Genomic DNA, 19,763 nt, shown 5'->3' on the forward strand with positions numbered 1-19,763 from the left:
GTCCCCGCGCCCGCCGCCACGGGCTACCGTCAGGGCATGGCCGATCACCAGTACATCTCGGTCGAGCGCGACGGGGAGACCGTCCGGATCACGATGAACCACCCGGAGCGCCGCAACGCGCTGTCCGAGCCGCACCTGCGGGAGCTCCTGGAGGCGTTCGAGGCGGCCGGGCGCAGCGACGCCACCGGCATCGTCCTCGGGGCGGTGGGTCCGGCGTTCTCCGCCGGCCACGACTTCGCCGACGTCGCGTCGCGGGACCTGGCCGGCGTGCGGAACCTCCTGAGGCTGTGCACCCGCCTCATGCAGACCATCCACGAGGTGCCGCAGGTGGTGATCGCCCGGGTGCACGCGATCGCGACGGCCGCGGGCTGCCAGCTGGTGGCCTCCTGCGACCTTGCCGTCGCCGCCGAGTCGGCCCGCTTCGCGCTGCCGGGCGGGAAGGGCGGCTGGTTCTGCCACACGCCCGCGGTGCCGGTGGCCCGCAGCATCGGCCGCAAGCGCCTGATGGAGCTGGCGCTCACCGGCGACCCGATCGACGCCGCGACCGCGGCCCAGTGGGGTCTGATCAACTACGCCGTGCCCGACGCCGAGCTGGACAAGCACGTCGACGAGCTGCTGGCCCGGGCCACCCGCGGCAGTCGGTACGCCAAGGCCGTCGGCAAGCAGACCCTCTACGCGCAGCTCGACCGGCCCGAGGACGAGGCGTACGCGGTCGCGGTCGAGGTCATGGCGGCCATGTCGCAGACCCCGGGCGCCCGCGAAGGCATGGCGTCGTTCCTGGAGAAGCGCGCGCCGGTCTGGCCGGACTGATCCCGCGGCGCGCCGCGCCGGGCCGGGGGCCGGCCGTCCCCTAGCCTGACGCGCGATGATCGATCGGCGGACGTTCCTGGCCGCGGCGGTGCTCGCACCGCTCGTCGTGGCCTGCGCGCCCACCGCGCCGGGTTCGACGCTGGAGCGGGCCCGCCGCGACGGCGCGCTGCGCATCGGGATCTCCGGGGAACGCCCGTTCGGCTACACCGACGCCGGCGGCCGCATCACGGGCGCGCAGCCCGAGGTCGCCCGCGTCGTGCTGCGCCGGATCGGCATCCCGGGGATGGATGCGGTGCAGCTGCGGTTCGACCGGCTCATCCCCGCGCTGCTGGCCGGGCAGTGCGACCTGATCGCGGCGGGGATGGCGATCACGCCGGAGCGGTGCGCCCAGGTCGCGTTCTCCCGGCCGGACTTCGTCACCCCGCCGGCGTTCCTGGTGCCGCGGGGCAACCCGAAGCGGCTGCGCACCTTCGACGACGCCGCCCGCACCGGCATCCGGCTCGCCGCGCTGGTCGGCTCGGTCGAGGTGGACCAGGCCCGCGCCGCGGGTGTGCCCGACGACCGGCTGGTGCTCGCCGACGATCAGCGCACCTTGCTGCGCGCCGTCGCGGACGGCCGGGCCGACGCGGGGGCGATGGCCGCGATCTCCCTCACCGACGAGCTGCGCCGCACCCCGGGCACCGGGTTGGAGGTCACCCCGCCGATCACCGCGCAGACCCGTGGCCGCACCGTCGTGACCGCGGGCGGGTTCGCGGTGCGGCGCGAGGACACCGACCTGCTGGCGGAGTTCGACCGCGAGCTGACCGCACTGCACAGCGGTGCCGAGTGGCTGCGCATCGTCTCGCAGTTCGGGTTCGGGCCGGCGAACGTCCCGCCGACCTCGCTCACCACCGCCGCCCTGTGCAGCGCTTGAGCGGGAGCCGCAGGATGGCCACAGCGGTGGTCGCGCCCGCTCCTTCGTCGCCGGGCGCGGGCTCGCGCGCCCCGCGTCGACGTCGGCTCTGCACCGGATCGGTGCTCGCGGCCTGGTGAGTCGTCGAGGTGCGCCTGCGGTGCGTGGCCCCCCGGGTGCTGCGCGCCTTCGGCGCACCTCGACGACGGTCGCTCTCGCGGTCCCGCGTCGTTCCTCCGAGGGTCGCTGCGCGCCTCCTCCGCCGTCCTCGACGCGCCCGAGCTGTGTGGGTCTGCACCGTGGTCACCGGGCGGTGGTGCTCGGTCGAGCTCCGGAGTGGTCGGGTGCCATCGAGGTGGGTCGCGTCCGTAGGAGCTCTCCGCCGGGGAACGGCGGGAGAACCGCTCTCCTGGCGTGTCCGCGCCTGGCAGCGCGGTCAGTACGACTTGGGGAGCCCGAGCGTGTGCTGGCTGAGGTAGTTCAGGATCATCTCGCGGCTCACCGGCGCGATCCGCGCGCTGCGCACCGCCCCGATGAGCGGCCCCACCCCGTACTCGACGGACATGCCGTTGCCGCCGTGCGCCTGCACCGCGGCGTCGACCGCGTTGATCGCGGCTTCGGCGGCGGCGTACTTGGCGATGTTGGCGGCCTCGCCGGCGGCGACCTGGTCGCCGGAGTCGTACAGCCACGCGGCGCGCATCGTGGCCATGCGGGCCAGCTCCACCTCGATGTGCGCCTTCGCCAGCGGGTGCGCGATCGCCTGGTGCGCCCCGATCGGCGTGCCCCAGACGCTGCGCTCCTTCGCGTACGCGATGCCTTTGCCCAGCGCGAACCGAGCCAGCCCGTTCGAGTACGCGGCCACCGTGATGCGCTCGGGGTTCAGCCCGGCGAACAACGCGGACAGGCCCGCCTCCTCACCGCCGACGAGCGCGTCGTCGGGCAGGTGGACGTCGTCGAAGAAGACGGTGAACTGCTTCTCCGCCGCCGTGAACGCCATGTCGATCGGCGTGTAGGTGTAGCCGGGCGCATCGGTCGGCACGATGAACATCGCCGGCCGCAGCGCGCCCTGCGCGCCTTCCAGGCGGGCGACGACCAGCGTCGCGTCGGTCTCGTCGACGCCGGAGATGTAGTACTTGTGCCCGGACAGCCGCCAACCACCGGCCGGGTCGCGCCGCGCGGTCGTCGTGATCCGGTGCGAGTTGGAGCCGGCGTCCGGTTCGGTGATCGCGAACGACATCTTCACGCTGCCGTCGGCGAACCGGGGCAGCCAGCGTTCCTTCTGCTCCGGCGTGCCGCTTGTGGCGATGACGGTCGCGGCGATCGCCGGGGACACCACGATCAGCAGCAGCGGGCATCCGGCCGCGGCGATCTCCTCCGCGACGATCGCCAGCTCGACCATGCCGGCCCCACCGCCGCCGTACTCGGCGGGCACGGCCACGCCGAGGTAGCCGGCCTCGCCCGCCTCGCGCCACAGCTCGGTGGTCTTGCCGCCGGTGCGGATCTTCTCCTGCAGGTACTCGTGGCCGTACTTGGCGGCCAGCGCGGCGGCGGAGGAGCGCAGCAACTGCTGTTCGGGGGTCTCGCGCAGGTCCATGGGGCTCCTATCCGGGCGGTTCGGTTGCGGCGGCGAGCCGGGCGTCGAGGTGGCGTGCCCAGTCGTCGAGCAGCGCGGTCCGGCGGGTCCGGTCGTCGGACACCAGCGCGTCGATGCCCAGCCCGCGGACCATGTCGAGGGTCTGCTGGACGGCGGTGCGCACGCCGGGCAGCGATTCGTCGGCGCCGAGCAGCTCGACGGTGAGCCGGTGCGTGCTGCGGCCGATCTCGGCCTCCAGCGGGGCGACGACGGCGTGGAGCTCGGGATCGGTCCGCGCGGCGACCAGCAGTTCCAGTGCCGCGCGGAACAGCGGCCCGGTGTGCAGTTCGGCGAGCATCTCGAGGACGGCGCGCGTGCGGCCCGCGCCGACGGGCAGCGCGGCGGCGGCCTCGCGGGTCTCGGCGAACCGGGCTGCGCCGAGGTGCGCGACGGCGGCGACGACGAGATCGGCGCGCGTGGGGTAGTGGTGCAGCTGCGCGCCGCGGGAGACGCCGGCTCGCTGCGCCACCTCTGTGGTGGTGGTCCCCGACCAGCCCCTCTCGACGAGGCACTCGATCATGGCGTCCATCAGCCGGGCGCGCGTCGACTCGCTGCGCTCCTGCTGCCTCATCGCCATGCCGGGAGCGTCCCGGACGGGTAGGAAACAGTCAAGCGTGCTGGTAAGTATTTACCGCTCGTGGGCCCGGCGTGGCTCTCCGCGATCGAGAGGCCCCTGCTGCGCCCCGACCGTGCGAACGGCGGACTCGGCGTAGCGGCGCCGGCCGGCCACCCGGGTCTCCGGCCGCACGAGCCCCAGCTCGTCGTGGTACCGAAGGGCGGACGTCGGCACGCCGGTGGGCGCGGCGAGCGCGCCGATCGTCAGCAGCGGGGCCGTCGTCACCATGGATGCCACGCGTACGTGAAGTGTGCGGCCGTGGACGCGAGGGATCGCGCTGTCGAGAGGATCGTGCGCTGGTGGGCGGCCCACGGCGGGGATCGGGCAGTTCCCACCGCCCGACCGGGGCCGGTGGCCACCTCGCGGGCGTGATCATGGCGACGCGGCCGTCGAACGCGGCGCGCGGTCGTGGGCGGTCGAGCTGCTCGACGTCGCCCTCGGAGTCTTCCTCGCGACCGCAACGCCCGGCAGAGCGGGTGCTGGAGCTCGGCTGCGGTCCCGGTGTCGCGATCACGGCGCTGGCCGCCCGTGCGACGCGGGGCGCAGTGGTCGGGGTCGACCACTGCTCGGTGATGATCACCCACGCGCGCCTGCGCAACCTGGTGGCCGTGCGGGCCGGCCGGGTCCGGCTCGTCGAGGCCTCGGTCGCCGATCTTCCGCCGTTGGGTGGGCCGTTCGCGCCGCGCTCGCCGTCACCACCGTGACGATGCGGCCGGAGCCGGCCGAGCGCCTGCGGGAGATCGAGCGGCTGCGGCCCGGCGGGCGCATCGCGCTCGCGACCGCAGCCGCCGGGTTCAGGCCGGATCGGGCCGAGGTGCTGCCGCTGGACCAGCCCGCGGGTGTGCGTGACCGGCTCATCCGTAGTCGGCGGCCGCGGTGCGGAACGCGGCGAGCGCGGCGAGCGTGGCGGCGTCCGGGGCGCGCCGGTGCACGGCCGCCACCGTCGTGGCCGGGGGATCGGCGAGCCGTTTGTGCACCACGCCGGACCGGGTGATCGACGCGGCGGTGCTCGCCGTCACGAGCGTGCTGCCCAGCCCGCCCGCGACCATCGCCAGCAGGGCCGTCGTGTCCCGGGTCTCGGCGACGATCCGCAGCGGGAACCCGTGGCGGCGCAACCACTGATCGCTGATCGCGTCGTACAGGCTCACGGCCATCGAGCGGGGCCAGAACACGATCGGCTCATCGCGCAGGGCTGCGCCGGGGACGGGTTCGGGTGCGCTCGCGAGCGGGTGGTCGGCAGGCACCGACAGCACCAGCTCGTCGGTGTGCAGCGGGACGACGATCAGTGCGGTCGTCACCACGTCGGCCGGTAGGCGGAGCAGCGCGAGATCGATCCGGCGCTGCCGCAGCGCCGTCACCTGCTCGTCGACGGACAGGTGCGTCAGCTCCAGCGTCAGGTTGCGGTCGCGGGCCGCGCGCACCGCGTCCGGGAGGATCCCGTTGGCGACGCCGAGGACGTAACCGACGCGGACCACACCACCGGTCTCGCCACGCGCCGCGGCCAGGGCTCGGTCGGCCTCGGCGATCGCCGTCCGCCAGTGGTCGATCGCGGCCCGCAGTGCGGCCGTCGGCTCGACGGTGCGGGTCGTGCGGTCGAACAGCACCACGCCGTGCGCGTCCTCGAACGCGCGGACGGCTCTGGAGAGCGTGGGTTGTGCGATGCCCAGTCTGCGAGCCGCGCGGCCGAAGGAGAGCTCGTCGGCGACCGCCACGACGTACCGCAGCGGGCGCACCGGATCCATAGCAGAACAGCATAAGTCTTAGAGCACCTGTGCGGGACTGCTATCTGCGTGCGACGTGTTGAACCGGGCATGAGCGACACGAACACGATGCAGGTGGTGGAGGCGACCCGGATCGGTGGACCCGAGGTCCTGAGGCCGGCCCGGCGCCCGATCCCGCAGCCGGCGCCCACCGAGGTCCTGGTCCGCGTCCGCGCCGCGGCGATCAACCCCGTCGACTGGAAGACCCGCTCCGGCAGCGGCATGGCCGGGGTGCTCGGACCGGCGCCGTGGGTGCTGGGCTGGGACGTCGCCGGCGAGGTGGTCGCGGTCGGCTTCGGCGTCACGCGGTTCGCCGTCGGTGACCGGGTGCTGGGCATGCCGCACTTCCCCCGCGAGGCCGGCGGCTACGGCGAGTACGTCGCGGCGCCCTCGCTGCAGTTCGCCCGCATCCCCGACGGGGTCGACGACGCCGCGGCGGCGGGCCTGCCGCTGGCCGGACTGACCGCACTGCAGTCGTTCCGGGCGGCCGGGCTGGAGAAGGGACAGCGCGTGCTCGTGCACGCCGCAGCCGGCGGGGTCGGCCACCTCGCCGTGCAGCTGGCCAAGGCGCGCGGCGCGTACGTCATCGGCACCGCGTCGGCGGCCAAGCACGCGTTCGTCGAGGAGCTGGGTGCCGACGAAGTGATCGACTACCGGGAGCGGCCGTTCGAGGAGCAGGTCCGCGACGTCGACATCGTGCTCGACACGATCGGTGGGACGAACACCCGGCGCTCGGCGCGCGTGCTGCGCCCGGGCGGGGTGCTGGTGGACATCCCCGGTGGTGACGTGCCGGACGACGCCGCGGTCCGGGTCATCCGTCCGCTCGTCGAGCCGGACGGGGCCGGCCTGGACGAGTTGGTCGCGCTGATGGCCACCGGAGAGCTGCGGGTGCACGTCGCCGAGACCGCGCCGCTGGCGGAGGTGGCCCGGCTGCACGAACTGGGCGAACAGGGCCGCACCACCGGCAAGTTGGTGCTCACCCTCTGACCGTCACGGGTGGCGCAGCCGCATCAGCAGGTAGGCCGCGAGCGTCTGGGCGTCGACCAGCCGGCCGTCGCGGATCATGTCCTCGAACTCGGCGACGGTGAACCACGCGGTGCGCATGTCCTGTTCGGTGTGCTCGCGGCGGGTCGGGCCGGCGGAGAGCTCGGTGGCGAGGAAGACGTGCTCACGCTGGCTCGACATCCCGGGCGCGATGTCGAGCTGTCCCAAGAGCTCCAGCTTCCCCGCGACGAGGCCGGTCTCCTCGGCCAGCTCGCGGGCGGCCAGCTCGGCCGGGTCCAGCTCGGCCCGGTCCGGGGCGGTGCCCATCGGGAACTCCCAGCGGCGGTGCCCGACCGGGTAGCGGAACTGCTCGACGAGGTGCAGCCGCTCGCCGTCGAACGGGATGACGACCGCGGCCGTCGGCTTGTCGACGACGCCGAAGATGCCGGAGGAGCCGTCCGGCCTGCGGATCGCGTCCTCCCGGACGGTCATCCACGCATTGGCGTAGACCTGCCGGCTGCTGATCGTCTCCACCCCGCCATCTTGCGCTCGTTCCTCCATCGCGCGCCGCGGGCAGGGTGATCGGTTCCCCGGAGAGCCGGTCGTCGGGATCCGTGCTCACCACGGTCGCCCCGACCGCGTGCAGAATCACCGCATGCGCGCGGCCCGGCTCATGACGTTGCTGTTCACGCTGCAGCGCCTGCGCAGCGCGACGGCGGGGGAGCTGGCGCGCGAGCTGGGGGTCTCCGAGCGCACGGTGTACCGCGACATCGCCGCGCTCACCGAAGCCGGGGTGCCGGTCTGGACGGAGCCGGGCCGCGGCGGCGGGATCCGCCTCGTCGACGGCTGGCGCACCCGGTTGGACGGGATGACCGCGCAGGAGGCGGCGGCGCTGTTCGCCGTCGGGGCAACGCAGGCGCTGGCCGAGCTGGGCATGAGCTCGGCGCTGGCCGCGGCGCAGGCGAAGCTGCTCGCGACGCTCCCGCCCGAGCTGCGCGACCACGCCCGCACCGTCGCCGAGCGGTTCCACCTCGACGCGCCCGGCTGGTTCCACGGTCCGCGCGCGGCGCCGGCGCTGTCCACCGTCGCGGAAGCGGTGTGGGAGCAGCAGCGGCTGCGGATCGAGTACCGGCGCGGATCGGGGCCGGACGGCGACGCGGTCGTCGAGCGCCGCATCGAGCCGCTCGGCCTGGTCGTCAAGGCCGGCACCTGGTACGTGGTCGCGCGCAGCGTGGGACGGGGAGATCCGGCGCGAGCGCCGATCCTCACCTACCGCGTCGACCGGATCATCGCTGCCGAGGGGACCGGCGAGGCGTTCGACCGGCCGGAGGGGTTCGACCTCGCCGAGCACTGGGCGGAGTCGGCGGCCCGGTTCGAGGCGCAGATGCTGCGCGACACGGTGCGGCTGCGGCTCGGGCCGAGTGGGCTGCGCTGGCTCGGCCACGTCACCGACCCGGACGCGGCGGCCCGCGCGATCGCCACGGCGGGCCCGCCCGACGCCGACGGCTGGCGCGAGGTGGAGCTGGCCGTGGAGAACATCGAGATCGCCGCGCACCAGCTCGTCGGCCTCGCCGACCAGGTCGAAGCGCTCGATCCACCCGAGCTGCGCGCCGCGCTCGCCGCGTACGGGGAGGCGCTCGTGGCGCGCAACTCCGGGCCCCGGTGATCGCTGTGCCGATCGCACTAGGGTGACGCCCGTGCGTCTCGTCATCGCTCGGTGCCAGGTCGACTACGTGGGGCGACTGACCGCTCACCTCCCCATGGCCCCGCGCCTGCTGCTGATCAAGGCGGACGGCTCGGTGAGCGTGCACGCCGACGACCGCGCCTACAAGCCGTTGAACTGGATGAGCCCGCCCTGCTGGATGGAGGAGAAGCCGGGCGTGTGGACGGTGCGGAACAAGGCCGACGAGTCCCTCGTCATCACGATCGATGAGATCATGCACGACTCCACCCACGAGCTGGGCGTCGATCCCGGCCTGGTCAAGGACGGGGTGGAGGCGCACCTGCAGGAGCTGCTCGCGGCACATCCCGACGTGCTCGGCGAGGGCTACACGCTGGTCCGCCGCGAGTACATGACCGCGATCGGCCCGGTCGACCTGCTCTGCCGCGACGCCGAGGGCCGCGCGGTGGCGGTGGAGGTCAAGCGCCGCGGGGAGATCGACGGTGTCGAGCAGCTGACGAGGTACCTGGAGCTGATGAACCGCGACCCGCTGCTCGCCCCCGTGCAGGGCGTGTACGCGGCGCAGCAGATCAAGCCGCAGGCGCGCACGCTGGCCGAGGACCGCGGTATCCGCTGCGTCGTGCTGGACTACGACGCGCTGCGCGGGATCGAGAGCACGGACCTGCGCCTGTTCTGAGCCCGTTACGGAGCTGCCTGCCGCGGCCCTGCGTCGAGAACGAACCTGTGGTGATCAACAGGGCCTCTCGATCACCACGACCTCGTTCTCGACGCAGGGAGTCCCGCTTTGGTTACTCTTGGGTAATGACCGCCACGGACTCGCCGGTGTCCGCTGCTCCCGGGACGTTCACCTCGCACGATCCGCGCACGGGTGACGTGGTCGGGACCTATCCCGAACACGACGCCGCCGCCGTGGAGGCCGCCGTCGCGCGCGCGGCCGAAGCGGCGCAGTGGTGGGGCGATCTCGGCTTCGCCGGCCGCGCGCCGTACCTGCGCCGCTGGCGCCGCGAACTCGTGCGCCGCATCGACACCATCGCCGAGATCGTGCGCGCCGAGACGGGCAAGCCGCTCGAGGACGCCGAGCTCGAGCTGGTGCTCGCGATCGATCACCTCGACTGGGCCACGAGGAACGCGGAGAAGGTGCTCGGGCGGCGCAGGGTCCGCTCGGGCGTGCTCATGGCGAACCAGGCCGCCACGCTGGCCTACGCGCCGCTCGGCGTGGTCGGCGTGATCGGACCGTGGAACTACCCGGTGTTCACGCCGATGGGCTCGGTCGCCTACGCGCTGGCCGCCGGCAACGCCGTGGTGTTCAAGCCCAGCGAGCTCACCCCCGGCGTCGGGATCGCGCTGGCCGACTCGCTCGCCGAGATCGTCGAGGGTCGGACGCTGTTCCAGGTGGTCACCGGGCACGGTGAGACCGGCGCGGCGCTCTGCCGCGCCCCCGGCATCGCGAAGATCGCGTTCACCGGCTCCGCCGCTACCGGCCGCAGGGTCATGGCGGCGTGCGCGGAGCGGCTCACCCCGGTGCTGATGGAGTGCGGCGGCAAGGACGCGCTCATCGTCGCCCCCGATGCCGACCTGGAGGCCGCGGCCGACGCCGCGGTCTGGGGCGGCATGTCCAACGCCGGGCAGACCTGCGTCGGGGTGGAGCGGGTCTACGTCGTCGAAGAGGTCGCCGAGGAGTTCACCCGCCGCGTGGTGGCCAAGGCCGAGCGGCTGCGCGCCGGCGGCGACCCGGGCGCGGCGTTCGGGCCGATGACGCTGCCCGCGCAGGTCGACGTCGTGCGTCGGCACGTGGAGGACGCGCTGGCCAAGGGCGGCGAGGCCGTGGTCGGCGGGCCGGAGTCGGTGCGGGCGCCGTTCGTCGACCCGGTCGTCCTCGTCGACGTGCCCGAGGACAGCTGCGCGGTCACCGAGGAGACGTTCGGACCGGTGCTCGTCGTCAACACCGTCGCCGACGTCGACGAGGCGATCGCCCGGGCCAACGCGACGCCGTACGGGCTGGGCGCCGCCGTCTTCTCGAAGTCCCAGGGGGAGGAGATCGCGGCCCGGCTGCGGTGCGGCATGGTCGCGATCAACGGTGTGGTCTCGTTCGCCGGGATCCCCAGTCTGCCGTTCGGCGGGGTGGGGGAGTCCGGGTTCGGCCGCATCCACGGCGCGGACGGCCTGCGCGAGTTCGCCCGCCCGCAGGCGGTGGCGCGGCAGCGGTTCGCCCTGCCCGTGCCGGTCACGAGCTTCACCCGGACGCGCCGGGGGTTCGGCCTCGTGGTGGGTCTGGCACGGTTGCTGTGGGGACGGTAGCGGAGGGGACCGTCACAACGCTTGGCATGCCAAGCAGCGAGTCTGAAATGATGTCCGGCGGATTTGGACCCAACGGCGGAGGTAGGCGCGTGGCACGCGAGTTCCGTACGGTCGGCGTGGTCGGCATGGGCACGATGGGTGCAGGCATCGTCGAGGTGTTCGCCCGCAACGGCCTGCAGGTCATCGCGGTCGAGGTCGACGACAAGGCGATCGAGGCGGGGCGCAAGCACCTCGAGGTCTCCACCGGTCGTGCGGTCTCCCGCGACAAGCTCAGCCAGGAGGACGCCGACGCGCTCCTGGCCCGCATCAGGACCACGACGTCCCTGGCCGACCTGGCCGACGCCGACCTCGTCGTGGAGGCGGTCCCGGAGAGCCTGGAGCTGAAGGCCCAGATCTTCGCCGAGGTGGACAAGGTCGTCCGGCCGGACGTCGTGCTGGCCTCCAACACCTCCTCGCTGTCGGTCACCGAGCTGGCGGTGCGCACCGGGCGGCCCGAGAAGGTCGTCGGGATGCACTTCTTCAACCCGGCGCCGGTGCAGCGGCTGGTCGAGGTCGTCCGCACGGTCGTCACCGAGCCCGACGTCATCGACGACATCAAGGCCTTCGCGGCCACGCTCGACAAGGTCCCCGTCGTCATCGGCGACCGCGCCGGCTTCATCGCCAACGCGCTGCTGTTCGGCTACCTGAACCACGCGGTGAAGATGTACGCCGAGCGCTACGCCACCCGCGAGGACCTCGACGCGGCCATGCGCTACGGCTGCGGCTACCCGATGGGCCCGCTGGCGCTGCTCGACCTCATCGGTCTCGACACGGCCTACGAGATCCTCGAGACGATGTACGCCGAGTCGCGCAACCTCATGCACGCCCCGAATCCGCTGTTCAAGCAGATGATCACGGCGGGGCTGCTGGGGCGCAAGAGCGGTCGCGGCTTCTACACCTACGAGGCCCCGCACTCGCCGAAGATCGTCGACGACGAGCTGACCCCGAAGCCCGCCCAGGAGGATGACGTCCCGCTGCGCGACATCGCGCGGGTCGGCGTCGTCGGGACCGGCACCATGGCCACCGGCATCGTGCAGGTGTTCGCCTCCGCCGGGTTCGACGTGGTCGTGCGCGGCCGCAGCGAGTCCAAGGTCGAGGGCGCGATCGGCGCGATCCGCAAGCAGCTGGACAAGGCCGTGGTGCGCGGCAAGCTGACCGAGGAGCAGCGCGCCGAGACGCTGGGCCGCATCACCGGCACCACCCGGCTCGAGGACCTCTCCGACGTCGATCTGGTCGTGGAGGCCGTCGCCGAGGAGCTGGACGTCAAGCGCGCGGTGTTCTCCGCGCTCGACGAGATCTGCAAGCCCGGCACGATCCTGGCCACCACCACGTCATCGCTGCCGGTCGTGGAGTGCGCCTCGGCCACCTCGCGCCCCGGCGACGTCATCGGCATGCACTTCTTCAACCCCGCGCCGGTGATGAAGCTGGTCGAGGTGGTCTCGACGATCACGACGGCGAAGGAGGTCGCGGCGACCGTCCGAGCGCTCTGCGAGCGGCTCGGCAAGGTGCCGGTGAGCTGCGGCGACCGCGCTGGGTTCATCGTGAACGCGCTGCTGTTCCCGTACCTGAACGACGCCGTGAAGATGCTGGAGGCGCACTACGCGACCGCCGACGACATCGACGCGGCCATGAAGACCGGCTGCGCGCTGCCGATGGGTCCGTTCGAGCTGCTCGACGTGGTCGGCCTGGACGTGTCGCTGGCCATCCAGCGCTCGCTCTACCGCGAGTTCCGGGTCTCCGGCTTCGCGCCGGCGCCGCTGCTGGAGCACCTGGTGACCGCGGGCCGGCTCGGCCGCAAGACCGGCCACGGATTCCGCGACTACACGCGCTGATCAGCGACGGATCGATCAGGTACAGATAGCTCATGGCACGTCGCCGACCGCAGCGGACTCCGCACGTCCCGCTGCGGTCGGCGGCGCTCACCACGCGCGAGTCGGGGCCGGACGGCGAGTGGTACGTGCGCACGATCAGCGGATCGTCGGCCGTGAAGGACTACCGCTGTCCCGGTTGCGACCAGATCGTGGCGCGCGGCACGCCGCACGTCGTCGCCTGGCCCGCGGGCGAGTACGGATCACTGGACGATCGCCGGCACTGGCACACGTCCTGCTGGCAGGCCCGCTACCGCAGGCGGCCGGAACGGCGCTGAACCCCAGCGCCGTCCTCAGCGGTGCGCCGGCTGCGGGCGCAGCGCGCGCCGGGTGGGGGAAGGCCGCCAGGCCTCGGAGTGCGCGGGGCCGTTGGTGCCGTTGTGCTCGGCCTTCTCCTGGCTCCCGTTGGCGGACACCGACTCCGGTGACGTCGCGGGTGCCGGGAACTCGACCTGCACCGAGCGCTCCTCCGGCAGCGGGCCGGTGTTCGCCACGATGCGGCTGATCTCGCCGCCGATGCGCTCCAGCTGCCCCGCGATCTTCCCGCGCAGCGCGGTCAGCTCCTCGACGGCGCGGTGGGCGCCGGCGACGATGTCCGCGGCCTGCTGGCGGGCCTTCGCCACGACCTGCTCGGCCTCCGCCGCGGCGGTCGCACGCAGCTCGCGCGCCTCGCGGCGGGCGTCCTCGACCTCGGTGCCCAGTGCCGCGATGGCCTCCATGCGCCGCTGGTCCATCGCGATGGTGAAGTCCTCCTCCACCTGGGCGCGCTTGGCCTCCGACTCGGCCCACAGGCGCGCCCGGCGTTCCTCGGCCTCGGCGTCGGCGGCGGCGATGGCAGCCTCCGTGGCCGCGCGCTTGTCGGCCAGCTCCTTGTGCACCCGCTCCTGCTCGGCCGCCAGCTCCGCGCGCGCCGCGGCGACCTCGGCCTCCGCCTCGCGGCGGAGGGTGGCGATCGCGGCGAGCTCGCGCTCCTTCTCCTCGGCCAGCGCCGCCATGGCGGCCTCGTGCTCGGCCGCGGCGGCACGACGCTGCTCCTCCAGCTCGTCGCGGGCCCTGTGGTGGCCCGCGATGGCGGCGTCGAGCTCAGCCTGAGTGTTCGCCCGCAGGGTGTCGGCGTCCGCGCGGGCCGTCGCGAGGATCCCGCGCGCGGTCTCCTCGGCCTCCGCGATCCGCCGCTCGGCCTGCGCCTGCGCCTTGGCGACGATCTCCGCCGCTTCGTCCTCGGCCAGCCGCAGCATCGAGCGCATGCGCTCGCTCATGTGCTGGACCGTGGTCGGCTGGCTGGTGAGGTTCTGCAGGTGCGCGCGCAGCCGCTCGGCCCGGGCTCTGGCCGCCTCCAGCTCCCGCTGCATCCCCTCGGCCTGGGCCACCGCGGCGGCCCGGTCGGTGTGCAGGATCTTGATCTCCGCGTCGAGCCGGCGCAGGTGCGCGTCCACCTGCGCCGGGTCGTAGCCTCGCCGGACGATCTCGAAGCCGGCCTCGACGGACAGCTCGTGGGGATCTGCGGCCATGCGGGTCACAGTAGCGGGGCGACCCGGTCGGATCGTGGTTGCCTCTGCAACGTCGTGGCCTTCCTCACTCTTCCAGGTGGCGCTCTTCCAGGTGGCGGCTCAGGTGTTGCGGAAGCGGTTGATCGCGTCGATGTGCTGCTCGCGGAACTCCGGGTCGGTGACGCCCAGGCCCTCCTGCGGGGCGAGGGCGAGCACGCCCACCTTGCCCTGGTGGCTGTTCGTGTGGACGTCGTAGGCCGCCTGGCCGGTCTGCTCGAGCGGGTAGACCTTCGACAGCGTCGGGTGGATGCGCCCCTTCGCGATGAGCCGGTTGGCCTCCCACGACTCGCGGTAGTTCGCGAAGTGCGAGCCGACGATGCGCTTGAGGTTCATCCACAGGTACCGGTTGTCGTACTGGTGCTGGTACCCCGAGGTGGAGGCGCACGTGACGATCGTGCCGCCGCGGCGGGCGACGAAGACGCTCGCGCCGAAGGTCTCCCGGCCCGGGTGCTCGAACACGATGTCCGGGTCTTCGCCGCCGGTGAGCTCCCGGATCTTCGCGCCGAACCGCCGCCACTCCGACGGGTCCTGGGTGTGCTCGTCCTTCCAGAACCTGTAGCCCTCGGCGGCGCGGTCGATGATCAGCTCGGCGCCCATCTTCCGACACAGTTCGGCCTTGTCGGGCGAGGAGACCACGCAGACCGGGATGGCACCGCCGTTGAGCGCGAACTGCGTCGCGTACGAGCCGAGGCCGCCGGACGCGCCCCAGATGAGCACGATGTCGCCCTGCTTCATGCCGGCGCCGTTGTGGGAGACGAGCTGGCGGTACGCGGTCGAGTTGACCAGCCCCGGGCAGGCCGCCTCCTCCCAGGTGAGGTGGGCGGGCTTGGGCATCAGCTGGTTGGCCTTCACCAGCGCGAGCTCGGCGAGCCCGCCGAAGTTCGTCTCGAACCCCCAGATCCGCTGCTCGGGGTCCATCATCGTGTCGTCGTGGCCGTCGGGGGCCTCGAGCTCGACGGACAGGCAGTGCGCCACGACCTGGTCGCCCGGCTTCCAGCGCTCCACGCCGGGGCCGGTGCGCAGCACGACGCCGGACATGTCCGACCCGACGACGTGGTAGGGCAGGTCGTGGCGCTTGGTCAGCGCCGACAGCTTGCCGTAACGCTTGAGGAAACCGAACGTCGGCAGCGGCTCGAAGATCGAGGTCCAGACGGTGTTGTAGTTGATGGCGCTGGCCATCACCGCGACGAGGGCCTCGCCGGGAGCGAGCTCGGGCGTCGCGACCTCGTCCAGGTGCAGGCTCTTCCGCGGGTCCTTCTCGCGGGTGGGGATGCCCGCGAACATCTCCACCTCGTCCTCGTGAACGGTGACGCCCCGGTAGTGGTCGGGGACGGCCAGCCCGGCGAGGGCGTCGAACTCCCCGGCGAGGATGGCGTCGCGGATCTCCTGCACGGCTCGGCCTCCGATGGTCGGTCGTGGACGGGTGGAATCCCGTTTGCTTGGTATCCCACAGGCTACTGCGCGGTATAGTAACCACCTGTGGGGCAAACGGCTGTGTCGCGCGACACCCGCCTCGCCGGCTCAGTGCCCGTGGGGCTCCGCAGCCGGCTCCACGAGCTCGACCAGCACCCCGCCCGCGTCCTTCGGGTGCACGAAGTTGATCCGCGAGTTCGCCGTGCCCCGGCGCGGCTCGTCGTACAGCAGGCGCACACCCTTCGCGCGCAGCTCCGCGCAGGTCGCGTCGATGTCCGCCACCCGGTAGGCCATCTGCTGGATGCCCGGACCGTTGCGGTCGAGGAACTTGCCGATCGGGGAGTCCGGGCGCAGCGGCGCCAGCAGCTGGATCTGCGTCTCGGAACCACCCGGCGCCGAGAGCATCGCCTCGCGGACGCCCTGCTCCTCGTTCACCTCGACGTGCGTCGCGACCAACCCGAAGGTCTTGCCGTACCACGCGATCGCCGCGTCCAGGTCCGGCACCGCGATGCCGACGTGGTCCACCGCGAGGACACCGTGCTCGGGCACGGTCTGCTCTGCCAAGGTCTCAGCCATGGCCGGACAGTAACCCGCAGGCCCGGGCCAGGGGGTCTGTGCGCCTCGTCACCGCCGGATCGCGTCTCATCGCCGCAGCAACCACAGCATCCCGCAGGTATGGTCGCGGCGACCTGGCCGCCGCAGTCGCAGGAGGAAACGTGTCCGGATCAGTGATCGTCAACGGTGCGCGCACGCCGATGGGTCGGCTGTTGGGCAACCTGAAGGACTTCAGCGGTGTCCAGCTGGGCAGCATCGCGATCAAGGCGGCGCTCGAGCGCGCCGGTGTGGCCCCCGACCAGGTCGACTACGTGATCATGGGCCAGGTGCTCACCGCGGGCGCCGGGCAGATGCCCGCCCGCCAGGCCGCGGTGGCCGCCGGCATCCCGATGTCGGTGCCCGCCATCACGATCAACAAGGTCTGCCTGTCCGGGCTCAACGCCATCGCGCTGGCCGACCAGCTGATCCGCGCCGGGGAGTGCGAGATCGTCGTCGCCGGCGGGCAGGAGTCGATGACGCAGGCCCCGCACCTGCTCGCCAAGTCGCGCTCCGGATTCAAGTACGGCGACGTGACGATGCTCGACCACATGGCCTACGACGGCCTGCACGACGCCTACGACCAGGTGTCGATGGGCCATTCGACGGAGAAGCACAACACCCGCTACAACCTCACCCGCGAGGAGCAGGACGCCTTCGGCGCCGCCTCGCACCAGCGCGCCGGCAAGGCGATCGCCGCGGGCCTGTTCGCCGAGGAGATCACCCCGGTGACGATCCCGCAGCGCAAGGGCGACCCGATCGTCATCGACTCCGACGAGGGCGTGCGCCCCGACACCACCGTCGAGACCCTCGCCAAGCTGCGCCCGGCGTTCTCCGCCGACGGCACCATCACCGCCGGCTCGTCCTCGCCGATCTCCGACGGGGCCGCGGCCGTCGTCGTGATGAGCAAGGCGAAGGCGCAGGAGCTGGGCCTGTCCTGGATCGCCGAGATCGGGGCGCACGGCATGGTCGCCGGGCCGGACGACTCCAGCCTGCACGAGCAGCCCGCCAACGCGATCATCGCCGCCTGCGAGAAGGAGGGCGTCAAGCCGACCGACCTCGACGTGGTCGAGATCAACGAGGCGTTCGCCGCCGTCGGCATCGTCTCGACCCGCAAGCTCGGCATCGACCCGGAGAAGGTCAACCCCAACGGCGGCGCCATCGCGCTCGGGCACCCCATCGGCGCCTCGGGTGCGCGGTTGGTCCTGCACCTCGCGCTGGAGCTCAAGCGGCGCGGCGGCGGGATCGGCGCGGCGGCGCTCTGCGGTGGTGGCGGGCAGGGCGACGCGCTGATCCTGCGCGTCCCGGCCGCCTCCTGAGCAGCGCGGGATGGCGAGCGGGCCGGACGTCGCCGAGCTCGTCGAGCGGGCGCGCACGGGTGAGCCGCTCGCCGTCTCGCGGCTCATCTCCCTCGTCGACACCGATCGCGGCCGCCACGAACGCCTGCGCGAGGTGGCGGCCGCGCTCGCCCCGCACACGGGGCACGCGCACGTCGTCGGCCTGACCGGGCCGCCCGGGGTGGGCAAGTCCACCACCACGTCGGCCCTGGTGGCGGCCCTGCGCAGGCAGGGCCGCCGGGTCGGCGTGCTCGCGGTCGACCCGTCGTCGCCGTTCTCCGGCGGCGCGCTGCTCGGCGACCGCGTGCGGATGGCCGAGCACGCCACCGACGACGGCGTGTTCATCCGCTCCCTGGCCACCCGGGGCCACCTCGGTGGCCTCTCCTGGTCGACCCCGCAGGCGCTGCGCGTGCTCGACGCCGCCGGGTTCGACACGGTGCTCGTCGAGACCGTGGGCGTCGGCCAGTCCGAGATCGACGTGGTCGGGCTCGCCGACACCACCGTCGTGCTGCTCGCTCCCGGGATGGGCGACGGCATCCAGGCAGTGAAGGCGGGCATCCTCGAGATCGGCGATCTCTTCGTCGTGAACAAGGCCGACCGGGACGGCGCCGCCCAGACGGTGCGGGACCTTCGGCACATGCTCTCGCTCGGCCGCGAGGACGGGCTGCCGGGCGGCGCCGGCGAGCGCGCCGGCGGCTGCTGGCGCCCGGTCGTGGTGCGCACGGTCGCGGCGCGGAACGAGGGCATCGACGAACTCGTCGCCGAGCTGGACCGGCACCGGGCATGGCTCGACGAGTCCGGCGGCCGCGAGCGCCGGCGCCGGGCCCGGGCGGCCGCGGAGATCGAGGCCATCGCGGTCGAGCGGGTGCGGGCGCGGTACGGGGAGATCCGGGGGCGCAGCGCGTTGCCGGAGCTGGCCGCGCGGGTGGCGGCCGGGGAACTGGACCCGTACGCGGCGGCGGACGAGCTGGAACGAGCGGTCGGGATGTGAGGCGGGCACCTGAAGCCCTGACTGAAACCCTGAGCCTGGAGGCAACGAACGGCACTCTCGTCCACTCCGAGTGGACGAGAGTGCCGTTCGTTGCGTTCGTGGGCTGTGTGCGCGCTGTGGTCAGGGTGCGGTGGTGCCCGGCTCAGGCGCACTCCGGGCTTCGGTGAGCGTGCTCCGAGCGCGCAGCCGCTGCGTGATCCGCGGGGCGCCGATGCGCGCGGCGAGGTCCGTGGCTGCGCGCGCGTGCCGGGCCGCCTCCTCCGGCTCCTGCCCCGTCAGGCTGAGCGCGAGATCGGCGTGCAGGTCGGCGCGTTCGCGCACGGTGGGTGGATCGGCGGCGAGGGCGCGCCGCAACGGGTCGGTCGCGGTGCGATCGCCGAGGGTGAGCAGGGCGCGGCCCCAGCAACCGTGGAGCGCGGCGGCGCTGATCGACACCGCGGGACGCACCTGGTCGACGGTGACCCCGGCCGCCGCGTACGCCTGCTCGGCGGCCGAGCGGTCGCCCGTGGCCGCGGCGGCGCGGCAGCGGGCCAGCGCCAGGTGGAGCGCAGGTTCGCCGTCGACGGCGGGCTCGTCGGCGAGCAGGTCTAGCGCGGTGCCCGGCGCGCCGAGATCGACCAGCACGTCCGCCAGTCCTGCGGCCGCCCTGGCGCGCAGGGCCGGGGTGTCGGCCTCGGTCGCTGCGGCGTGCGCGGTGCGGAAGGTTCGCCAGGCCACATCGGGATCGCCGGCGTCGAGGGCGTGGTGGCCCGCCAGCGCTGCGGCCTCGGCCAGCACGGCCGCGACCGGCCGGCGCCGGGCCGCGGTCGGGTAGTGCAGCAGCAGCTCCGCCAGCTGCGCGACGAGCGCCCGCAGTGGGCCCGCCGTCCCCGCTGCACCCAGCTCGGCGTCGAGCCGATGGGTGAGCGCGATCTGCTCGCGCCACAGCGCCACGGCCCCGTCGTCGATGGCGGCCGCCGCGGCGAGCCGGCCGCGCAGGTCTGCACCCGGGTCCGGTCCCGCGGGGGCGAGCCCCAGCTCCGCCATCGATCGCCCGTACAGCTCGGCGAGCAGTTCCCGGTAGTGCGGCTCGGGCAGTGCGTGCCCGTTCTCCCAGCGGGACAGCTGTGTCTTCAGGCTCGCCGGCGCGGCGGCCGGAGCGCCGCGCGACTCGGCCAGCGCGACCAGCCGCCGCGCCGCCTCGGACTGCGACATCCCGGCGGTGACGCGGGCCGACCGGAGCGCGGTCGCGGGTTCGCCGGCGGACGGGGGCGGATGCACGCTCCCGAGGATGTCGGTGCCCGCCGCTACCGTCAACACC

Annotated in this window: 20 protein-coding genes; 11 read left to right on the plus strand and 9 right to left on the minus strand. The window is 73.4% G+C overall.

Annotated features, from left to right (window positions below):
* The first annotated feature begins 36 nt into the window (after nucleotides 1-36).
* Entirely contained in the window at nucleotides 37-810 is a 774-nt protein-coding gene (locus tag BUE41_RS05730; protein WP_073455787.1) for an enoyl-CoA hydratase-related protein, read from the plus strand.
* Between the two features lie 55 nt (nucleotides 811-865).
* Entirely contained in the window at nucleotides 866-1,723 is an 858-nt protein-coding gene (ehuB, locus tag BUE41_RS05735; protein WP_073455788.1) for an ectoine/hydroxyectoine ABC transporter substrate-binding protein EhuB, read from the plus strand.
* A 415-nt stretch (nucleotides 1,724-2,138) separates the two neighbouring features.
* On the opposite strand, the gene BUE41_RS05740 is transcribed toward ehuB, so the two are convergent.
* From BUE41_RS05740 to BUE41_RS05750, 3 genes are read right to left on the minus strand one after another with little or no spacing between them, the layout of a single operon-like run.
* Entirely contained in the window at nucleotides 2,139-3,296 is a 1,158-nt protein-coding gene (locus BUE41_RS05740) for an acyl-CoA dehydrogenase family protein (protein ID WP_073455789.1), read from the minus strand.
* 7 nt (nucleotides 3,297-3,303) lie between these two features.
* A complete protein-coding gene (locus BUE41_RS05745) occupies nucleotides 3,304-3,912 on the minus strand; it encodes a TetR/AcrR family transcriptional regulator (protein WP_073455790.1) in 609 nt (202 codons plus the stop codon).
* Between the two features lie 51 nt (nucleotides 3,913-3,963).
* Nucleotides 3,964-4,179, minus strand: a complete 216-nt coding sequence (locus BUE41_RS05750; RefSeq protein WP_234997004.1) for a MerR family transcriptional regulator — start codon at nucleotides 4,177-4,179, stop codon at nucleotides 3,964-3,966.
* 248 nt (nucleotides 4,180-4,427) lie between these two features.
* Here BUE41_RS05750 and BUE41_RS31185 point away from each other — a divergent pair, with 248 nt between their 5' ends.
* Nucleotides 4,428-4,655, plus strand: coding sequence for a class I SAM-dependent methyltransferase (locus BUE41_RS31185; protein WP_073455791.1), 228 nt, complete (start codon nucleotides 4,428-4,430; stop codon nucleotides 4,653-4,655).
* A gap of 150 nt (nucleotides 4,656-4,805) precedes the next feature.
* Here BUE41_RS31185 and BUE41_RS05760 read toward each other — a convergent pair whose 3' ends face one another.
* On the minus strand, nucleotides 4,806-5,693 hold the full coding sequence (locus BUE41_RS05760; protein ID WP_073455792.1) for a LysR family transcriptional regulator: 888 nt from the start codon (nucleotides 5,691-5,693) through the stop codon (nucleotides 4,806-4,808).
* A 69-nt stretch (nucleotides 5,694-5,762) separates the two neighbouring features.
* On the opposite strand from BUE41_RS05760, the gene BUE41_RS05765 reads away from it, so the two are divergent.
* Complete coding sequence (locus BUE41_RS05765) at nucleotides 5,763-6,698, plus strand: NADP-dependent oxidoreductase (protein ID WP_073455793.1); 936 nt, start codon at nucleotides 5,763-5,765, stop codon at nucleotides 6,696-6,698.
* 3 nt (nucleotides 6,699-6,701) lie between these two features.
* Here BUE41_RS05765 and BUE41_RS05770 read toward each other — a convergent pair whose 3' ends face one another.
* Complete coding sequence (locus BUE41_RS05770) at nucleotides 6,702-7,229, minus strand: NUDIX domain-containing protein (RefSeq protein WP_234996996.1); 528 nt, start codon at nucleotides 7,227-7,229, stop codon at nucleotides 6,702-6,704.
* Nucleotides 7,230-7,350: 121 nt separating this feature from the next.
* Here BUE41_RS05770 and BUE41_RS05775 point away from each other — a divergent pair, with 121 nt between their 5' ends.
* The 5 genes from BUE41_RS05775 (at nucleotide 7,351) to BUE41_RS05795 (ending at nucleotide 12,859) form a co-directional block, all read left to right on the plus strand.
* A complete protein-coding gene (locus BUE41_RS05775) occupies nucleotides 7,351-8,361 on the plus strand; it encodes a helix-turn-helix transcriptional regulator (protein ID WP_073455795.1) in 1,011 nt (336 codons plus the stop codon).
* A 31-nt stretch (nucleotides 8,362-8,392) separates the two neighbouring features.
* Nucleotides 8,393-9,052: an endonuclease NucS gene (nucS, locus tag BUE41_RS05780; protein ID WP_073455948.1), complete on the plus strand. Its 660-nt coding sequence runs from the start codon at nucleotides 8,393-8,395 to the stop codon at nucleotides 9,050-9,052.
* A gap of 125 nt (nucleotides 9,053-9,177) precedes the next feature.
* The gene (locus BUE41_RS05785; protein WP_073455796.1) at nucleotides 9,178-10,674 is read left to right on the plus strand and encodes an aldehyde dehydrogenase family protein; all 1,497 of its coding nucleotides are present in this window, start codon (nucleotides 9,178-9,180) and stop codon (nucleotides 10,672-10,674) included.
* 89 nt (nucleotides 10,675-10,763) lie between these two features.
* A complete protein-coding gene (locus BUE41_RS05790; protein ID WP_073455797.1) occupies nucleotides 10,764-12,545 on the plus strand; it encodes a 3-hydroxyacyl-CoA dehydrogenase family protein in 1,782 nt (593 codons plus the stop codon).
* 32 nt (nucleotides 12,546-12,577) lie between these two features.
* Complete coding sequence (locus BUE41_RS05795; RefSeq protein ID WP_200803772.1) at nucleotides 12,578-12,859, plus strand: hypothetical protein; 282 nt, start codon at nucleotides 12,578-12,580, stop codon at nucleotides 12,857-12,859.
* 15 nt (nucleotides 12,860-12,874) lie between these two features.
* On the opposite strand, the gene BUE41_RS05800 is transcribed toward BUE41_RS05795, so the two are convergent.
* The 3 genes from BUE41_RS05800 to mce form a co-directional block, all read right to left on the minus strand.
* Complete coding sequence (locus tag BUE41_RS05800; RefSeq protein ID WP_073455798.1) at nucleotides 12,875-14,092, minus strand: hypothetical protein; 1,218 nt, start codon at nucleotides 14,090-14,092, stop codon at nucleotides 12,875-12,877.
* A gap of 99 nt (nucleotides 14,093-14,191) precedes the next feature.
* Nucleotides 14,192-15,523, minus strand: coding sequence for a crotonyl-CoA carboxylase/reductase (gene ccrA / locus BUE41_RS05805; protein WP_073455799.1), 1,332 nt, complete (start codon nucleotides 15,521-15,523; stop codon nucleotides 14,192-14,194).
* Between the two features lie 129 nt (nucleotides 15,524-15,652).
* Entirely contained in the window at nucleotides 15,653-16,120 is a 468-nt protein-coding gene (gene mce / locus BUE41_RS05810; RefSeq protein WP_073455800.1) for a methylmalonyl-CoA epimerase, read from the minus strand.
* A 140-nt stretch (nucleotides 16,121-16,260) separates the two neighbouring features.
* Between mce and BUE41_RS05815 the strand changes: the two genes are divergently transcribed.
* Both BUE41_RS05815 and meaB read left to right on the plus strand, forming a co-directional pair.
* On the plus strand, nucleotides 16,261-17,454 hold the full coding sequence (locus tag BUE41_RS05815; protein ID WP_073455801.1) for an acetyl-CoA C-acetyltransferase: 1,194 nt from the start codon (nucleotides 16,261-16,263) through the stop codon (nucleotides 17,452-17,454).
* A gap of 10 nt (nucleotides 17,455-17,464) precedes the next feature.
* Nucleotides 17,465-18,463, plus strand: a complete 999-nt coding sequence (gene meaB, locus BUE41_RS05820; protein WP_073455802.1) for a methylmalonyl Co-A mutase-associated GTPase MeaB — start codon at nucleotides 17,465-17,467, stop codon at nucleotides 18,461-18,463.
* 120 nt (nucleotides 18,464-18,583) lie between these two features.
* Here meaB and BUE41_RS05825 read toward each other — a convergent pair whose 3' ends face one another.
* Nucleotides 18,584-19,723 carry a helix-turn-helix domain-containing protein gene (locus BUE41_RS05825; protein WP_143171984.1) on the minus strand — a complete coding sequence of 380 codons (1,140 nt, stop codon included), beginning with the start codon at nucleotides 19,721-19,723 and terminating at the stop codon, nucleotides 18,584-18,586.
* Between the last annotated feature and the right edge of the window lie 40 nt (nucleotides 19,724-19,763).

It is taken from the genome of Pseudonocardia thermophila (assembly GCF_900142365.1).
Classification (GTDB): domain Bacteria; phylum Actinomycetota; class Actinomycetes; order Mycobacteriales; family Pseudonocardiaceae; genus Pseudonocardia; species Pseudonocardia thermophila.

Coding starts and splice junctions, on each gene's coding strand:
- BUE41_RS05760 (WP_073455792.1), bottom strand. CDS start 5,693: ATGGATCCGGTGCGCCCGCTGCGGTACGTCGTGGCGGTCGCCGACGAG.
- BUE41_RS05785 (WP_073455796.1), top strand. CDS start 9,178: ATGACCGCCACGGACTCGCCGGTGTCCGCTGCTCCCGGGACGTTCACC.
- BUE41_RS05740 (WP_073455789.1), bottom strand. CDS start 3,296: ATGGACCTGCGCGAGACCCCCGAACAGCAGTTGCTGCGCTCCTCCGCC.
- BUE41_RS05745 (WP_073455790.1), bottom strand. CDS start 3,912: ATGGCGATGAGGCAGCAGGAGCGCAGCGAGTCGACGCGCGCCCGGCTG.
- meaB (WP_073455802.1), top strand. CDS start 17,465: ATGGCGAGCGGGCCGGACGTCGCCGAGCTCGTCGAGCGGGCGCGCACG.
- ehuB (WP_073455788.1), top strand. CDS start 866: ATGATCGATCGGCGGACGTTCCTGGCCGCGGCGGTGCTCGCACCGCTC.
- BUE41_RS05750 (WP_234997004.1), bottom strand. CDS start 4,179: ATGGTGACGACGGCCCCGCTGCTGACGATCGGCGCGCTCGCCGCGCCC.
- BUE41_RS05775 (WP_073455795.1), top strand. CDS start 7,351: ATGCGCGCGGCCCGGCTCATGACGTTGCTGTTCACGCTGCAGCGCCTG.
- mce (WP_073455800.1), bottom strand. CDS start 16,120: ATGGCTGAGACCTTGGCAGAGCAGACCGTGCCCGAGCACGGTGTCCTC.
- BUE41_RS05795 (WP_200803772.1), top strand. CDS start 12,578: ATGGCACGTCGCCGACCGCAGCGGACTCCGCACGTCCCGCTGCGGTCG.
- BUE41_RS05730 (WP_073455787.1), top strand. CDS start 37: ATGGCCGATCACCAGTACATCTCGGTCGAGCGCGACGGGGAGACCGTC.
- BUE41_RS05800 (WP_073455798.1), bottom strand. CDS start 14,092: ATGGCCGCAGATCCCCACGAGCTGTCCGTCGAGGCCGGCTTCGAGATC.
- BUE41_RS05765 (WP_073455793.1), top strand. CDS start 5,763: ATGAGCGACACGAACACGATGCAGGTGGTGGAGGCGACCCGGATCGGT.